This window comes from Mitsuokella sp. AF21-1AC, assembly GCF_003458855.1.
GTDB lineage: Bacteria > Bacillota > Negativicutes > Selenomonadales > Selenomonadaceae > Mitsuokella.
In genome coordinates, this window is record NZ_QRVW01000002.1 from 56079 (window position 1) to 72384 (window position 16306).

General features: G+C 61.0%; 16 protein-coding genes. All 16 read right to left on the reverse strand.

What is annotated here, in order from left to right; all coding sequences use genetic code 11:
• Window position 1: 1 nt before the first annotated feature.
• The 16 genes from DWX75_RS01135 to DWX75_RS01210 all read right to left on the reverse strand — a co-directional run bounded on the left by DWX75_RS01135 (window position 2) and on the right by DWX75_RS01210 (window position 16234).
• Window positions 2–520: a gamma carbonic anhydrase family protein gene (locus DWX75_RS01135; protein ID WP_369974323.1), complete on the reverse strand. Its 519-nt coding sequence runs from the start codon at window positions 518–520 to the stop codon at window positions 2–4.
• 82 nt (window positions 521–602) lie between these two features.
• Window positions 603–1835: an HD domain-containing protein gene (locus DWX75_RS01140; protein ID WP_118014109.1), complete on the reverse strand. Its 1233-nt coding sequence runs from the start codon at window positions 1833–1835 to the stop codon at window positions 603–605.
• Window positions 1836–1950: 115 nt separating this feature from the next.
• Window positions 1951–2880, reverse strand: a complete 930-nt coding sequence (thrB, locus tag DWX75_RS01145) for a homoserine kinase (protein WP_118014111.1) — start codon at window positions 2878–2880, stop codon at window positions 1951–1953.
• Between the two features lie 3 nt (window positions 2881–2883).
• Window positions 2884–4182 carry a homoserine dehydrogenase gene (locus tag DWX75_RS01150; protein WP_118014112.1) on the reverse strand — a complete coding sequence of 433 codons (1299 nt, stop codon included), beginning with the start codon at window positions 4180–4182 and terminating at the stop codon, window positions 2884–2886.
• Between the two features lie 18 nt (window positions 4183–4200).
• Entirely contained in the window at window positions 4201–4647 is a 447-nt protein-coding gene (locus DWX75_RS01155; protein ID WP_118014114.1) for an ACT domain-containing protein, read from the reverse strand.
• A 128-nt stretch (window positions 4648–4775) separates the two neighbouring features.
• Entirely contained in the window at window positions 4776–5390 is a 615-nt protein-coding gene (plsY, locus tag DWX75_RS01160; protein WP_118014116.1) for a glycerol-3-phosphate 1-O-acyltransferase PlsY, read from the reverse strand.
• A complete protein-coding gene (der, locus tag DWX75_RS01165; protein ID WP_118014118.1) occupies window positions 5390–6724 on the reverse strand; it encodes a ribosome biogenesis GTPase Der in 1335 nt (444 codons plus the stop codon). Before der ends, plsY begins: the two co-directional genes overlap by 1 nt.
• Before the next feature lie 90 nt (window positions 6725–6814).
• Window positions 6815–8203 (reverse strand): DUF512 domain-containing protein, encoded by a 1389-nt coding sequence (locus DWX75_RS01170; protein WP_118014120.1) that lies wholly within the window; start codon window positions 8201–8203, stop codon window positions 6815–6817.
• 91 nt (window positions 8204–8294) lie between these two features.
• Window positions 8295–9338: a 30S ribosomal protein S1 gene (gene rpsA, locus DWX75_RS01175; RefSeq protein WP_233519425.1), complete on the reverse strand. Its 1044-nt coding sequence runs from the start codon at window positions 9336–9338 to the stop codon at window positions 8295–8297.
• 2 nt (window positions 9339–9340) lie between these two features.
• On the reverse strand, window positions 9341–10168 hold the full coding sequence (gene ispH, locus DWX75_RS01180; RefSeq protein ID WP_118014124.1) for a 4-hydroxy-3-methylbut-2-enyl diphosphate reductase: 828 nt from the start codon (window positions 10166–10168) through the stop codon (window positions 9341–9343).
• Between the two features lie 109 nt (window positions 10169–10277).
• Window positions 10278–10883, reverse strand: coding sequence for a 1-acyl-sn-glycerol-3-phosphate acyltransferase (locus DWX75_RS01185; RefSeq protein ID WP_199497487.1), 606 nt, complete (start codon window positions 10881–10883; stop codon window positions 10278–10280).
• On the reverse strand, window positions 10883–11548 hold the full coding sequence (gene cmk / locus DWX75_RS01190) for a (d)CMP kinase (RefSeq protein ID WP_118014128.1): 666 nt from the start codon (window positions 11546–11548) through the stop codon (window positions 10883–10885). Before cmk ends, DWX75_RS01185 begins: the two co-directional genes overlap by 1 nt.
• 39 nt (window positions 11549–11587) lie before the next feature.
• Entirely contained in the window at window positions 11588–12892 is a 1305-nt protein-coding gene (gene aroA / locus DWX75_RS01195) for a 3-phosphoshikimate 1-carboxyvinyltransferase (protein ID WP_118014130.1), read from the reverse strand.
• Between the two features lie 75 nt (window positions 12893–12967).
• The gene (locus DWX75_RS01200; RefSeq protein ID WP_118014132.1) at window positions 12968–14212 is read right to left on the reverse strand and encodes an NAD(P)/FAD-dependent oxidoreductase; all 1245 of its coding nucleotides are present in this window, start codon (window positions 14210–14212) and stop codon (window positions 12968–12970) included.
• Entirely contained in the window at window positions 14209–14946 is a 738-nt protein-coding gene (locus DWX75_RS01205; RefSeq protein ID WP_118014134.1) for a pseudouridine synthase, read from the reverse strand. Before DWX75_RS01205 ends, DWX75_RS01200 begins: the two co-directional genes overlap by 4 nt.
• 61 nt (window positions 14947–15007) lie before the next feature.
• Complete coding sequence (locus DWX75_RS01210) at window positions 15008–16234, reverse strand: D-alanyl-D-alanine carboxypeptidase family protein (RefSeq protein ID WP_233519420.1); 1227 nt, start codon at window positions 16232–16234, stop codon at window positions 15008–15010.
• Window positions 16235–16306 lie beyond the last annotated feature (72 nt).

Here is a 16306-nt window from a genome sequence, read left to right on the forward strand (position 1 = left end):
CTTATAATTTTTCTGCCCGATAGTGATTGGCCACCTCGCTGTAACTCAAGGCGGATTTCTTCAGCGCTTCGATCTCATCGTCACGCAGCGCGCGGATAATCTGCGCCGGATTGCCGAAAACGAGTGAATTCGACGGAATCTTCCGGTGCTGCGTGATCATGCTGCCCGCGCCGATCACGACATTTTCCCCGATTTCCGTGTAGCCAAGGATGATGGATCCCATGCCGATGAGCGTGTTGCTGCCAATCTTGCGGCAGTGGATCAGCGCGTTGTGGCCGATGATGACGCCGTCGCCAATCTCCGTCGGCGCATCCCACATCACGTGGACGGTCGCATTGTCCTGGATGTTCGTATTCTTGCCGATGCGGATGGGCTGGAAGTCCCCGCGGACCACCGTACCGAACCAGAGGCTGGACCCTGCGCCAATCTCGACGTCGCCAGAGACGACGGCCGTCGGCGCCAGGAATACGCTCGGATCGATCTTTGGCGCTTTGGATTCATAAGGAATGATATATGCCATGATGATCACCTCTTGAAGCAGTATTTTCTTATATTTTAGTTAATTCGATATTTATGGGCAACCTCCTGCCTGATTCAAAAAATTAATCTTTCGCCGGCATGGCCATACGCAGGGCCCGTACCTGCTCGCCGAAGAGCCAGTCGCGGATGGCGGGCCCCTGAAGCCCCGCTGGCGCCTTGTCTCCGTGCACAGCCTTCATCACGGCGAGATAGCGACTGCCGTTTGCAAGATACTCGGGCAGGCTGTGATGGTCCGCGAGGATGACGGCATTGAATTCTGGAAGGCTCAGCACGCTGCGGTCGACGGCGAGCAGGAGATGTGCGATCTTGCCGGGCTTCGTCAAAAGCGGCGCGCGCATGTGCTGCTCGATGACAAAGGCTCCTGCCTTGAGCCAGAGGCGCGGCAGCGTCGTGCGCGCGTCCCATTTTCTGAGGCAGTCGAGCCCGCGCTGCTCGTGGCCGTAATGATGCGGCTCCATCTCCCGCGGCGTCGTTCCCTTGCCGAGGTCGTGGACGAGCGCCGCAAAGCGCGCGAGAATGGATGACGTCTGATGCGCGACCGCGTCAATGACAAGCATCGTGTGCTCGAAGGCATCGCCCTCGGGATGGAAGGCCACGGGCTGTGTCCTGCCGATGAGCGCGTGAAGCTCAGGGAAGATGGCCGCGAGCAGGCCCGCCGCTTCGAGGCTCCGGAAGAAACGCGAGGGCTCGGGGGCCTTGAGCGCCCGCCGCAGTTCCGCGACGATGCGCTCGGCGGGCTCCATGGCCAGTTCCCCGCGGCAGGCACGCATATAGGCAAGCGTTTGCGGCTCAATCGTGAAGCCGAACTCCGCGGCCTGGCGCGCTGCGCGCAGCGCGCGCACGGGATCCTCGAGAAAGTGGTGCGAGACGGCGCGGATGCAGTGCCCTTCAATGTCCGCACGGCCGCCGTACGGATCGATCAGGCTGCCCATCGGCAGTTCAAGGGCCATGCTGTTCATCGTCGTATCGCGGCGGTAAAGGTCCTCCTCCACCGTCACGCCCGGGTCGCAGTCCACCGCAAAGCCGCGGTAGCCGGCCCCCTGCTTGCGCTCCTTGCGCGCGAGCGCGACCTCACATTCCGCCCCGTCGATCGGCACAAGGTAGACGGGAAAGCCATGCCCGACGCGCCTGGCATCCGGCAAAACCGCCTCCACCTGTGCGGCCGTGAGCCCTGCCACCATGTAATCCTTGTCGTGCGGCACGGCGCCGCGGCACTTGTCGCGCACCCAGCCGCCGACGAGGAAGACACGTCCGCCCGCCTGCCGGAGCTTCTGTGCAAATTCTGCTTCTCGCAATCGAATCCCTGCCTTTCATATTAAAGAAAAGCCCTGCCGGCTGGCAGAGCTTTCGTTTTCCTTGCTTCTGATTGCGTCCCGCGAATCATGGCGCATGCCTGATGGCCTCGCGCCGTCATTTGCGCAGCAGATGCGCACCGCGCGTGTCGAGGTCGAGCGTCAGGATGCGCGACTTGACGCCGTGCTTGCGGAATGCCTCCTGCATGGCCTTGCCCACGGCCTCCTCCACATGGCGGCGTTCAAGCACGTAGGCGATGAGGCACGGGCCTGCACCGCTGAGCGTCGCGCCCGCGGCACCGGCCGCACGGGCCGCTGCGAAGACGTCGTACATACCCGGGATGAGCTTCGCGCGGTACGGCTGATGCAGTGCATCATCAAAGGCATGGCGCAGGAAGCGCTCATTGCCGCGCGTCAGGGCCGCAACGAGCATCGACGCCCGGCCGACGTTGAAGATAGCATCCTTAAGCGGCACCTCCTCGGGCAGCACCTTGCGCGCCATGCGCGTCGAGAGCGGGAAATCCGGCACAGCCACGACGAGCTTCAGCCGAAAGTTCGGGCGGAAATGGAAACAGTCGACATGGCCGTCGGTCACGGCATTGACCGTGAAGCCGCCGAAGATTGCCGGTGCGACGTTGTCGGGATGCCCTTCTATGTCCGTCGCGAACTCCAGAAGTTCATAACGGTTGAAGCGGTTGCCGATAAGAGCATTGGCCGCTGTGAGTCCCGCGACGATGGCCGTCGCGCTGCTGCCGAGGCCGCGCGAGAGCGGTACATGATTCTCCATGTGGATGACGGCGCCGCGGTAATCCTTGTCGCGCCCGGCCTTCTGCAGAAGATACTGAACGGAACGCCAGACGATGTTGCGCGCGTCGCACGGGATGTTCGCTGCTCCCTCGCCCGTCATCGTGATGGAAAGCCCCGGCTCGCGCGTCAGGCGCAGCTCGAGGTCATTGTAGATGGTGCACGCGAGTCCCAGCGTATCGAAGCCGGGGCCGCAGTTGGCACTCGTGCCGGGTACGCGCACCCGGACCATTTTCTCAGCCATGACTTACCCCCGTTCGTTCTCGACGCGAATGACATTGCGGATCTCATCGACCACCGGCAAAGCCTGGAGCGCGCGCAGGGCCGACTGGATGCGCGCATGCTCGACAATATGCGTGACCGCGACGATTTCCGCATGGTCGACGACATTGCGACGCGTCTGGATGACCGATTTGAGGCTGACGCCGGCATCACCGAAGGCCGTCGCAATCGCGCCGAGTACGCCGGGCTTATCGTCGACGAGCAGGCGCACGTAATACGACGACTCGGTCTTGTCGATGGGGCACAGCGTCTTCTTCTCATAGCAGGTGCAGCGCACGCGGCCGAAGGTGCGGTTGACGATGTCGCGCGAGACATCGATAATGTCCGAAACGACAGCCGAAGCCGTCGGCAGGGAGCCTGCGCCCTGGCCGTAGAACATGGCCTCACCGATGGCGTTGCCGCGCACGAAAATGGCATTGTATACGCCGTTGACCGAGGCGAGCGGGTGGCTCTTGGGCAAAAAGACCGGATGGACGCGCACATCGACGCCGTTCTCCTTCGAATCCTTGCCAACAGCCAGGAGCTTGATGACGTAGCCGAGATCTTTTGCATACTCGATATCGTCGGGCGTAATCTTCGTGATGCCCTCGACCGACACATCCTCGAGCTGGATGCGCGTGTTAAACGCGAGTGACGCGAGGATTGCGGCCTTGCGCGCAGCATCGAGGCCGTCGACGTCGGCCGACGGATTGGCCTCAGCATAGCCCTTCTGCTGCGCCTCCTTGAGCACGGTGTCGTAGTCTGAGCCGCACTCCGTCATCTTCGTCAGCATGTAATTCGTCGTGCCGTTGACGATGCCCATGATTTCCGTGATGCGGTTGGCCGTCAGGCACTGCTTGAGCGGCGTGATGATCGGGATGCCGCCGCCGACACTGGCCTCAAACAGGAAGTCGACATCGTGCTGTTCAGCCATCGCGAACATGTCCTTGCCGAACTGCGCGACGACGTCCTTGTTGGCCGTGACGACGCTCTTGCCGGCTTCCATGGCGCGCAGCATGTACTCGCGTGCTGGATGCAGGCCACCCATGAGCTCGACGACGACATCAATCTCATCATCGCGCAGGATTTCCTCGATATCATCCGTCACCCTGAGGTCCTTGAGGTACGGGCGCGGCTTCGTAAGATCGCGCACGAGAACCGTCTTGATCTGAATCGGTGTGCCGACGCGTTCGGTAATCTGACGCCGGTTCATGTCCAGCACCTTGATGACACCGGAACCTACCGTGCCAGAACCCAGCAAACCAATCTTGATGACTTTCTCCATTCGACACACCCTCTTTCCTCAGGACTGCCCCAGAACTTCGAGACGCTTGACCCCGTCGACCATGCGCAGCTTGTCGAGCAGTGCCTCGAGATCAACCGACAGGTTGGCCGTCTCAATGGACACCGTCGCATTGGCTACTCCCTGCAGGGGGATGCCCTGATTGATGGTCATGACGCTGCCCGAATCAGCCGAAATCGTGTTGAGCACACTCGAGAGGACGCCCTTCTTGTGCTCGAGCAGGAACGTGAGCGTGACAATCTTGTTCTGGCTGGCCTCGTAGAACGGGAACACGTAGTCCTTGTACTTGTAGTAGGCACTGCGCGAGAGTTCCATCTTCTCGACAGCCTCATTGATCGTGCGTGCATCGCCGCGCTTGAGCATTTCCTTGACACGGATGGTCTTCTTGATCGCCTCTGGCAGAATCTCTTCACGGACGAGGAAGAAGCCGCTTTTCTCTTTATTCATACATTACGCCTCCAATGGATACTATTCTTTTGACAAAGGATAGTATACCATATTATGTGTACGAATGCCAATATATTTTGCGGGAATGTCCAAAAGCGATACAATAAAATGCGAAAAATGATTACATTTTATCCACGCGTGTTTCCCCGGTGTCCCGCGTGTATCTTACTTTCGGTCCCATTGAGGAGACGCGCAATGTTGGACTTGTGACGCACGATGATGAAGGCCGCCGCGAGCACGCCGAAAACCGTATACTCCAAGGGGTACGAAAATGCCCAGGCGAGCACGGGCACGAGCGCCGCCGCGATGCAGGACCCCAGCGAGACGTAGCCCGACACCTTGACGATGACAAGCCAGACAAGAAAGACGATGAGGCTCGGCAGCGGCATGAGCATCGTGATGACGCCGAGGCCCGTCGCGACGCCCTTGCCGCCCTTGAAGTGCAGGAAGAGCGAACAGGAATGGCCGACAATCGCGAGCACGCCCGCGAGGATCATGACAAAGGGGATGCCCGTCAGAACCTCGGCGAGGTAGACGCTCACGGCGCCCTTGAGGAAATCGAGCAGGAAAATCAGGAAGCCCGGCCCCTTGCCGAGCGTGCGCCAGGCATTCGTCGCGCCGATATTGTGGCTGCCGTGCTCGCGCAGGTCGACGTGCCAGAGGAGCTTGCCGAACACAAGGCCGTTCGGGATGGACCCCAAAAGATAGCTCACGACACAGGTGATAAGAACGCTAGTCGTCATCAGCGGTATTCCTCCTCCTCGTCACGCGCGCGCACGATGAGCTGCAGCGGCGTACCCTCAAAGCCAAAGCTCTCGCGCAGCTTGTTCTCGATGAAGCGCAGATACGAGAAGTGCATGAGCTCGGGGTCGTTGACAAAGATGATGAATTTCGGCGGGCGGATGTCGGCCTGCGTCATGAAGAGGATTTTGAGGCGCTTACCGCGGTGCATCGGCGGCGGGTTAATCGAGACGGCATCGCGAATGAGGTCGTTGAGCACGCTCGTCCTGATGCGCATCGACTGCTGCTCGGCCACGTACTTGACGAGCTCCGTCACGCGCGAGACGCGCTGTCCCGTCAAAGCCGACGTGTAGAGCACCGGCGCGTACTGCAGGAAGCCGAGTTCATCGCGCAGTTCCTCGGTGAAGCGCAGCGTCGACTTGTCGTCCTTGTCGGGGTAGATATCCCATTTGTTGACGACGATGACGACGCCCTTGCCCGACTCGTGCGCGTAGCCCGCAATCTTCTTGTCCTGCTCCGTGATGCCCTCATAGGCATTGATCATCATGAGCACGACGTCGGCACGGTCGATGGCGCGCAGCGAACGCATGACGCTGTAGCGCTCCACAGGCTCGTCGATCTTGCCGCGGCGGCGCATGCCGGCCGTATCGATCAGTGTGAACTTGATGCCGTCCTTCGTGAAATGCGTGTCGATGGCGTCGCGCGTCGTGCCCGGCACATCGCTGACAATGACGCGCTCCTCACCGAGAATGGCATTGACGATGGAGGACTTGCCGACATTCGGGCGGCCGATGACGGCGATGCTGATCTCGTCCTCATCCTTCTGCTCCTCCTCATGCTCCGGGAAGGAAGCGACAATCGCGTCAAGCAGATCGCCGAGGTTCCGGGCATTCGAAGCCGAGAGCGGGATTGGGTCGCCGAGGCCCAGGTTGTAGAATTCATAGATATCCATCTCGCGCTGCGGGCTGTCGATCTTATTGACGCCGAGCACGACGGGCTTCTTCGTGCCGCGCAGCATGCGGGCGACTTCTTCATCAGCCGCCGTCAGGCCCGTGCGGCCATCGACGAGGAACAGGATGACATCGGCCTCGTCCATGGCGAGCTGTGCCTGCTGGCGCATGGATTTGAGGATGTGATTGCTCTCGTCGAATTCGATGCCGCCCGTATCGATCATAGTGAATTCATGATTGAGCCATTCGGCATCGAGGTAAATGCGGTCGCGGGTCACGCCCGGAATATCGTCGACAATCGAGACGCGCTTCTTGCCGATCTGGTTGAAAAGCGTCGACTTGCCGACATTCGGGCGTCCTACGATCGCCACAATCGGTTTGCTCATATTCATCCTTCTTTCTATCTGTCTGTCAAAGTATCGTTTTTACGCAGAAGCGCTTGACCGGGTATTCCCAACCAGGCTTCTCCGGTTTTCTCAGGGATTTTTCGTATAGCCTGCATTGCTCTGCCACATGTAGGCCGTCTCGCCGGCGCGTTCCTTGTGGTAATGATGCCAGTCCGTCAGGGCACGGCGGTAATCGGCGCCCGTCTGCACGGGTTCGATGCGCGCCTCGGGGAACTCCTGCTGCATCTGCTGCAGCGACACATCGTCGAGGAAGATATCCTCGCCCGAGCGCAGGGCGGACTCGGGGATGAGGATGCCGTGGCGCGGCCCCTCTTGGCGGCGGAGCTCCGCGATGATGTCCTTCGCCGTCAGCAGGCCCGAGACGTTGACGGTTGTGCCGAAAAAGTCGTTCGCGACGGGCAGCACGCGCACGTGCAGGTTCTCCGCCTGCACGGACGCTGCGAGCTCCTCGATGACGGGCGCGACCGATGTGCCCGTGATGACATCAAGGTACACAGGCTCCTCGTACGCTGCGGGGCCCGGCTGCGTCTGCTCCCAGTCGTTGAGGAAGTTGCGCGTCAGTCCGATGCCGTTGTCGAGCTGCGGGAAGCCATCGTAGAACTCCGTCGGCGGCACGGGGCGGCCGGCGAGGAAGTAGAACTCGTCACCGAGGTAGAGGAACGTGCGCCCCTCCTCCTGCTGGAGCTTCTTCTGCCACTTCTCCGCCTCGTCGATGACGCGCGCGGCGCTCTCGGCATCAAACTGCTGCAACGGGAACGGATCCGTGCGGAACTTCGTGACGCCAACAGGCACAACGGCCAGCGACAGGGCATGCGGACGGCGCGCGACGATCTCGCGGATCGTGCGTGCGAGTTCCTCCCCATCGTTGAGGCCGCGGCAGAGCACGACCTGCGTGTGGTAATCGGCACCGGCCTTCTCGAGGTTGTCGAGCTGCTCGGCGATGCGCGCCGCGCCGGGGCAGCGCAGCATCTGGGCGCGGAGCTCCGGGTTCATGCACTGCACCGACACGAAGAGCGGCGACAGGTGGAATTTCTCGATGCGCTCGAAGTCACGCGGCCCCATGTTCGTCATCGTGACGAAATTGCCGTAGAGGAAGGACAGGCGGTAGTCGTCGTCCTTGATGGAAAGGCTCTGGCGCATGTTCGGTGCGATCATGTCGACAAAGCAGAAATAGCAGTGGTTCGCACAGTTGCGGATGCCGTCAAAGACGGCCGACTCGAACTCGACGCCGAGCTCCTCATCCATATCCTTTTCGAAGGAGATGATCTCGCGCTCGCCGTCCGCATGCTCGACAAGCAGGTCGATTTCCTCATCGGCCATCGCAAAGCTCAGGTCGATGATGTCGCGCAGCGGCTGCTCGTTGATCTCTATGATCTTATCGCCCGGCACGAGCTCGAGTTCCTCTGCGAGGCTACCGGGATAGACGCGCAGGATGATGCCTGCGTAATGTTTGCTCATGGTTTCACTCTCTTGCACTACAAACAAAGGAGTGATGCATAAATCATCACTCCTCAGAAATGTCTTATTTCTTTTTCAGCTTACGCCGAGATCAGTCACGTGCCTTCGTGATGGAAAGCGAAATGCGTTTGCGCTTCATATCGATGCGAAGGATCTTGACACGAACGATGTCGCCGACATGAACGGCTTCATCAGCACGCTCGATGCGCTTGTCAGCGAGCTCGCCCATCGGGATCAGGCCATCAAAGCCCGGCTCGATTTCCATGAATGCACCGAAGTCCGTCAGTTTAATGACTTTGCCTTCGATGATCTGGCCTTCGCTGTACTTCTCAGCGTTGTCGAGCCACGGATCACGCATCGTGTCCTTGACGGACAGCGAGATACGCTTGTTCTCAACGTCAACGTTCTTGACATATACATCGAGTTCCTGGCCAACTTCGAGAACATCCGACGGATGCTTAACGCGGTGCCAAGCGAGGTCGGAGATGTGAGCAAGGCCGTCTACGCCGCCGATATCGATGAAAGCACCGTAGTCAACGAGGCGCTTAACCGTGCCGCGGACCGTCTGGCCAGCTTCGAGCGTGGAGAAGACTTCCTCTTCCTTCTTAGCGCGCTCAGCCTCGAGCAGGGCACGGCGGGAAAGAACGAGACGCTGCTTGTGGACATCAATCTCGATGATCTCAGCTTCAACCGTCTGGCCGACGTATACGGAGAGATCCTTGACAAAATGGAGTTCCATCTGGGATGCCGGGATGAAGCCGCGCAGACCATCGACGGATGCTACGAGGCCGCCCTTGACAACCTGCGTAATCTTGGCCTGAACCGTCTCTCCAGCTTCCTTCTTCTTCTCCATCTCTTTCCAGGCAACCATGCGGTCAGCCTTGACCTTGGAGAGGATGCCGCCGTTGTCGCCGCCGAGGGATACGACGTAAACGTCGATCTCATCGCCGACCTTGACAACATCTTCAGCGGATTCCGGAGCCGGGTAAGCGAGCTCGCGCTTCGGAATAGCGATTTCCTGCTTATAGCCAATATCCACGTAAGCCTCATCGCGGTTTACCTGGATGACTTTACCTTTTACAGTGGTACGTTCCTGGATATCCGGCATGGACTCCTGCGCTAACAATTCTTCCATATTCATCTGTTCTGACACTTTTTATATACCTCCTTGATAATCCAGTCCGGTGTAGAAGCACCAGCTGTAATACCAATTTTTTTTATTTTGTCAAACCACTCGTCGTGCAGCTCAGCTGCCGTTTCGATGTGGTAAGTCAGGCATTTTTCGGAACAAAGCTGAGCCAGCCTTGTCGTATTGGCACTGTTCTTGCCGCCTATGACCAGCATGAGGTCGACTTTGCTCGCCAATTCGATGGCCGCGGCCTGTCGCTGATCCGTTGCCGTACAGATCGTTCGCAGAATCCTGATATCCCTGGATTTATCCAGCAAGCGCATTACAATCTGACGGAACTTCGCTCCTGAAAAAGTCGTCTGGCACACGATGCCGAGCTTGCCAGAGGGCTCGACGGCATCGGCCTCCTCCTCTGTCTCAACAATCATTGCCTTCCCCGAGGACCATTCAAAGATACTCTGGACCTCCGGGTGATCTTTTTCTCCAATGATGATGACAGGATATCCTTCATCAACGAGCGCCTTTGCGGAAAGCTGCGCTTTCTTGACATGGGGACACGTTGCATCCACCACTTCGAGGCCGCGCCTCTCCGCTTCTTCATAGACCTGCGGCCCGACACCATGCGAACGGATGATGACCGTTCCGCGCTCCATCTCCTCAAGCGAACCCACCGAACCGACGCCTTCGCGCCGCAGGCGGTCGACCATCTGAGGATTGTGGATGATGGGTCCGAGCGTACAGGCAGTCCCGTCTTCCGAAGCATTTTCCCTCGCGATCTTGATGGCGCGCTTGACGCCATAGCAAAACCCGAGATAATCTGCCAAGATGACTTCCATACATCTACCACCATTATTCATATTCTTGCAAAAAGCACCGGAGAACTTCCGTGTTTTTTACAATCTATAGCCTAGTATATCATGCATGCGGGCCGCAGGCAAATGGTTTTTACGAATTTTTTTCGATTTCTGCGCGCAGGGCCGCGATGTGCTGCATGATTTCCTGCGAAAAAGCCTCGAGCTCCTCCTTGTTGCGGCGGTCGCCCGTAAAATGCATCGGCTCGCCGTAGCGCACGTGGAATTTCGGCAACCAGCTGCCGTGCGCGAAGACGTGATCGGTGCCGACGATGCAGGCCGGTACGACGGGCGCGCCGCTCATGGCCGCGAGCAGGCCGACGCCTGCCTCCGCCTTGTGCATGCGCCCGTCCCTGCTGCGCGTGCCCTCAGGGAAGAGTCCGAGCACATGGCCCTGCTTGAGGACGCCGACGGCTGCCTTGATGGCACCGCGGTCCGCAGCGCCGCGGCGTACGGGGAAGGCATGGCAGTTGCGGATGGCCGCGCCGAAAACCGGGTGCTCGAAGAGCTCAACCTTCGCCATGTAGCTGACGGGGCGCGACAGGAAGCAGGCGAGCAGCGGCGGGTCCCAGTTGCTCAGGTGATTGGCCGCGAGGATGACGGGGCCTTCCTGCGGCAGGTTCTCCCGGCCCGAAATGTCCGCACGGAAGAAAATCCGGAAGATAAACCAGAAAACAGCTCGGAGGATGTCGTAGAGGATCATGCCTTCTCACCCGCCATTTCGAGGATCTTCGCGACGACCTCATCGATCGTGAGGCCCGTCGTGTCGAGCAGCGTGGCGTCGTCCGCCTTGACGAGCGGCGAGATCTCGCGCTCCATGTCGGCCTTGTCGCGCGCGGCGATGTCGCGCCGGATGTCGGCGAGGTTTACTGCAAGCCCCTTCTCGCACAGTTCCTTATAGCGGCGCTGCGCGCGCTCCTCGATGGAAGCCGTCAGGTAAATCTTGACGTCGGCATCCGGCAGCACGTTCGTCGCGATGTCGCGGCCGTCCATGAGCACGCCGCCGCGCGTGGCCATCCTGCGCTGCAGGTCGACCATCTTCTCGCGCACGGGGCCGAGCGCCGCAACCTGCGAGACGATGTGGCTGACCTCCGGCGTGCGGATTTCCCCGGTCACGTCGCGGCCATCCACGCGCACCGTCGTCCGGCCGTTCTCATACGAGAGGTCCACGTCGATCGTGGGCACGACGGAGAGAATCTTCTCGTCCGTGACTTCGCCGCCCTGCTGCAGGACCTTCCAGGCCACGGCGCGGTACATGGCGCCCGTGTCGATGTACGTATAGCCGAGCTTTTTGGCCGCCAGCTGCGCCACGGTGCTCTTGCCGGCTCCGGCCGGCCCGTCGATTGCTACTACAAGTTTCTTCAAGACTGTTACCCCCAACTCAAATGATTCTTGCGCCTCTGCTCACTGCTGCAAGTCCTGCAGCGTCCGGTAGAACGCCGGATACGAGATGTTTACGCATTCCGGGCGCTCGAGCGTGACGCCGGCGCCGGCCGTGCCGAGAATGGCGAGCGACATGGCCATGCGGTGGTCATCGTACGAGAAGCACGAGGCATGCTGCACCTTCGTGCCGCCGTGGATGACGAGGCTGTCCGCGCCGGCTTCTACAGAGCCCGGCGCGAGCTTGTTGAATTCGTCCGCGATGGCCTGCAGGCGGTCCGTCTCCTTGACGCGCAGTTCGCCGGCGCCCGTGATGACCGTGTCGCCCTCGGCAAAGAGTGCGGCCACGGCGATGACGGGAATCTCGTCGATGAGGCGCGGCATGATCTCAGCTCCAAACGACGTGCCGTGGAGCGCCGAGGTCTCGACGCGGATGTCAGCCGCCGCCTCGCCGCCGCTCACGCGCTCATTTTGAAGCGCAATGTGCGCGCCCATGGCCCTGAGCACATCGAGGATGCCCGTGCGCGTCGGGTTGACGCCGACATTTTTGAGGAGCAGGCTGCTGCCCGGCACGATGGCGCCGGCCACGAGCCAATAGGCGGCCGAGCTGATGTCGCCGGGCACCTCGATGGCCTCAGGCGCCGTGAATGACTCGACCGGGCGGATGGTCACGGCCGTGCCCTCTTTTACCGTGTGAACGCCGAAGGCCTCGAGCATGCGCTCCGTGTGGTCGCGCGACGTGAAGGGCTCGACGACCGTTGTCGGGGCATCCGCGTACATGCCCGCGAGCAGGATGGCCGACTTGACCTGGGCGCTCGCGACGGGACTCTCATAGACCATGCCCGAGAGCCTGCGGCCGGCCGGCACGACCGTGATCGGCAGCTTCGTGTTCTGCGCGCGGCCGTAGATCTTCGCGCCCATCTGCGTCAGGGGCTTGATGACACGGCCCATCGGACGCTTGTGCAGCGAGGCATCGCCCGTGAAGGTCGTGAGAAACGGCTGCGGTGCGAGGATGCCCATCATGAGGCGCAGCGTCGTGCCGGAATTGCCCGCATCGATGATGGAGGACGGTTCCTGAAGGCCGTGCAGGCCATGGCCGCAGACCGTGAGCTCCGTATCGCTCTCAAACATCACGGCAGCCCCGAGCGCCTGCATGCAGGCAGCTGTCGAAAGGCAGTCCTGGGCATGCAGGAAATTCGTGATGTGCACAGGCGTCGAGCCGAGTGCCGAGAACATGACACTGCGGTGGGAAATGGACTTGTCGCCCGGGATTGCGACGGTGCCGTGCAGGCCGCGAGCAGCCTGCGCGATGGTCTTCGTTTGTTCCATAAGGAATCCTCCATTCTCGTCTTTCAGATGTTCAGAGGGACGGCGGCATAGCCCCGCCCTCCCCTTTGGTACTTTTCAATCGTCGTTCCAGACGCTCCAGCAGCCCGCGGCATTGCCCATCGAGAAGGCCGCCTGCAGGTTGTAGCCGCCCGTGTAAGCATCGACATCGACGACCTCGCCGGCAAAGTAGAGGCCGGGCACGAGCTTCGATTCCATCGTCTTCGGGTTGATCTCCTTGACGGAGACGCCGCCGGCCGTCACGATGGCCTCGGCGATTGGCCGCGTCTTCGTGATGGTCAGCGTCAGATGCTGCAGCGTCTCGACGAGGCGGCGGCGCTCCTCGGCCGTGACCTGATGCACGGGCTTGTCGGGGTCAAGGTAGGCATAGTCGAGCACGGGCTCGATGAGCTTGTGCGGCAGAAGGTCCACGAGGCCGTTCTTGAGGGACTTGCGGATGTACTGCGCAAAGTCGCGCTGGATCCTTGCATCAAGCTTCTCGGGCGTCAGTGCGGGCTTGAGATTGAGTGTGAGTTCCACGAGCTGATTTTTCGCGAGGCACTCAGCCGCCTGCCGGCTGGCCGAGAGGATGATCGGTCCCGTCACGCCGAAATGCGTGAACATCATCTCGCCGAAGAGCTCCTGCACGGGCTCGCCGTCTGCGAGCAGCGTCGCGCGCACGTTGCGCAGCGAGAGGCCCTGGACATCCTTGACCCAGTCTTCCTCCGTCTCGAGCGGCACAAGCGACGGGCGGATTGGCACAATGATATGGCCGAGCTTTGCCGCCATTGCGTAGCCGTCACCTGATGACCCCGTGCCCGGATACGACGCGCCGCCGACAGCGAGAATCACGGCATCGGCCTTGTAATGCGCACCCGTTTTCGTGCGCACGCCCGCCACACGGCCATCCTGTGTCAGGATGTCGGATACGGGTGTCTCGAGCTCGATTGTCACGCCGAGCTCGTGCAGCCGGTGCACCATGGCGTCGACGGCGTCCTGTGCCCTGTCGCTGACGGGGAAGACGCGGTTGCCGCGCTCCACCTTGACAGGCACGCCCTGCTGCTCAAAGAACTCCATGACATCGCGGTTGTCATACGCGCGCATGGAACTGTTGAGGAAAGCGCCGTTGCCGTGGATATTGCGGATGATTTCGGGCACGTCGGCCGCATTCGTGATGTTGCAGCGTCCCTTGCCCGTGATCATCATCTTGCGTCCGGGCTTCTTCATCTTCTCGAGCAGCGTGACCGCCGCCCCGTTCTCGGCGGCGCGGATGGCCGCCATCATGCCGGCCGGCCCCGCGCCGATCACCAGTATGTGTTTCATGCTTCTGCCTCCTCAAGACCTGCCAGCCGGTAAAGCGCCTGCACTTCCTGTGCCTGCAGCGCGCGGTGCTGCCCGCGCGGCACGCCCAGGAGCGTGAGCCCGGCAAAACGGGTGCGCTTGAGCGCGCGCACGTCACAGCCGACGGCCGCGAACATGCGGCGCACCTGGCGGTTGCGGCCCTCGTGGATCGTGATGGCTGCGCGCGTGAGGCCGCGGTCCTCTCCCAAGAGCTTTACCCTGGCCGGTGCCGTCATGCCGTCTTCGAGCAGCAAGCCCTCACGCAGGGCCTTGATTTTCTCCGGTGTGAGCTCGCCCGTCACGCGCGCGACGTACGTCTTTTCCACCTCGTACTTCGGGTGCAGCAGGCCGTTCATGAGTGCGCCGTCATTCGTGATGAGCAGGAGTCCCTCCGTGTTGTTGTCGAGCCGCCCGACGGGATAGATGCGCTCGCGCACCTCCGGCAGGAGGTCGAGCACCGTGCGGCGCCCACGCTCATCCTTCGCCGTCGAGAGATACCCCTTCGGCTTGTTGAGCAGGAAGTAGACGTGACGCTCCCTGCTGGCCAATGGCTTGCCATCGACCGTTATGATGTGCTCCTCAGCCTCGAATTTGAGGCCGAGTTCGCGCACGACCTGGCCATCGACGGCCACACGGCCCGCTTCGATGAGCTTCTCGGCCGCCCGGCGCGACGCAACGCCCGCCTGACTGATGATTTTCTGTAAACGCTCTGCCATCGCTGTCTCTACTTCCTTTTCTTTTCTCATGACACGCTTCTCATGCGCCCGCACATGATTCTCACTTCGCACTGCTAACGCCCAGGAGCGACTGCAGCCAGTGCCAGACCGTCAGGAAGAACGAGCGCCGCGTGACGCTCGTGCCGGCCAGAAGATCCGTCGCGGCGACTTCCTTATCGTCGAGCAGCACGACGAAGCGGCCGACCACCTCGCCCTCCTCGACGGGAGCCTGCAGCTTCTGGGGTATCTCGAGCTTCGTCTCATACTGGCGCGCATCGCCCTCCTTGAGCTTCGCGAGCGTGATGGTCCCGGCAGCCTTCAAGGGAACGCGCGTGCCGTTGCCGCCCGCCGTCGGTGCATAGCCGGCGACATCGCCCTCCGTCACGAGCGTCACGGGCTCCACATGCGCGAAGCCGTAGTCGAGCAATTTGATGGAATCGTTCCACATGTAGACGGAATCGAGCACGACGGCCACGAGCTGCAGGCCGTCCTTTTTCGCCGCCGAGACGAGGCAGCGGCCCGCCGCATCGGTGTAGCCGGTCTTGACGCCGTTGGCGCCGCGGTAGAGCCAGAGCATCTGGTTCTCGTTGCGCAGGCGGTGCTCGGGGTTCTTGACCCAGTCAAAGTGCATCTCCTTCGTGCTGACGATCTCCTCGAAGCCCGGCACCCTGTAGCCATAGGAGGCGATGAGCGCCATATCGTAGGCCGTCGTGTAATGGTCGTCGCGCGGCAGACCGTTGGCATTGGCGAAGTTCGTGTTGACCGCGCCGATCTCGTGCGCCTTCTTCGTCATCATCGCCGCGAACTTGTCGACGGAACCGGCAATGTGTTCGGCGACGGCCACCGTCGCATCGTTGCCCGAATGCATCATCATGCCGTAGAGCAGATCGCCCATGCGGATCTTCTCACCGGCCTCGAGCCAGATGGTCGACCCTTCCGTGCCGGCCGCGTTGCTGCTGACCGTGACCACATCGTCGAGATTCGAGTTCTCGAGAGCCAGGATCAGCGTCATGATCTTTGTCGTGCTGGCCGGGAAACGCCGCGCATCCATGTCGCGCGCGTAGATGACCTGCCCCGTCGCGGCATCCATGACGACGGCCGAGCGGGCCGTCAGGTTCTGCAGGGGGTCATCGGGACGGACGACGAGCCCCGGCACATCGGGACGCGGCATCTCCTTGATATCGTATACGGCTTCCGCCCAGGCATGCTGCTGGCTGAGCGGGCTGATGAGGCAGGAAACGGCCATGCTTCCCGCCAGCAGCAGCCGGCCGGCTGTTCTCTTTTTCAAAATCCAAAACGCTCCTTATTTTCCCCTCTTGCGGGGAATTGATATGCATCTGTTTATTTTATCATTCTGTCC

Excerpts from the sequence above, each read along its gene's own strand:
- DWX75_RS01135 (WP_369974323.1), bottom strand. The coding sequence starts at position 520 with ATGGCATATATCATTCCTTATGAATCCAAAGCGCCAAAGATCGATCCG.
- thrB (WP_118014111.1), bottom strand. The coding sequence starts at position 2,880 with ATGGCTGAGAAAATGGTCCGGGTGCGCGTACCCGGCACGAGTGCCAAC.
- DWX75_RS01150 (WP_118014112.1), bottom strand. The coding sequence starts at position 4,182 with ATGGAGAAAGTCATCAAGATTGGTTTGCTGGGTTCTGGCACGGTAGGT.
- DWX75_RS01155 (WP_118014114.1), bottom strand. The coding sequence starts at position 4,647 with ATGAATAAAGAGAAAAGCGGCTTCTTCCTCGTCCGTGAAGAGATTCTG.
- plsY (WP_118014116.1), bottom strand. The coding sequence starts at position 5,390 with ATGACGACTAGCGTTCTTATCACCTGTGTCGTGAGCTATCTTTTGGGG.
- der (WP_118014118.1), bottom strand. The coding sequence starts at position 6,724 with ATGAGCAAACCGATTGTGGCGATCGTAGGACGCCCGAATGTCGGCAAG.
- DWX75_RS01170 (WP_118014120.1), bottom strand. The coding sequence starts at position 8,203 with ATGAGCAAACATTACGCAGGCATCATCCTGCGCGTCTATCCCGGTAGC.
- rpsA (WP_233519425.1), bottom strand. The coding sequence starts at position 9,338 with ATGGAAGAATTGTTAGCGCAGGAGTCCATGCCGGATATCCAGGAACGT.
- ispH (WP_118014124.1), bottom strand. The coding sequence starts at position 10,168 with ATGGAAGTCATCTTGGCAGATTATCTCGGGTTTTGCTATGGCGTCAAG.
- aroA (WP_118014130.1), bottom strand. The coding sequence starts at position 12,892 with ATGGAACAAACGAAGACCATCGCGCAGGCTGCTCGCGGCCTGCACGGC.
- DWX75_RS01200 (WP_118014132.1), bottom strand. The coding sequence starts at position 14,212 with ATGAAACACATACTGGTGATCGGCGCGGGGCCGGCCGGCATGATGGCG.
- DWX75_RS01205 (WP_118014134.1), bottom strand. The coding sequence starts at position 14,946 with ATGGCAGAGCGTTTACAGAAAATCATCAGTCAGGCGGGCGTTGCGTCG.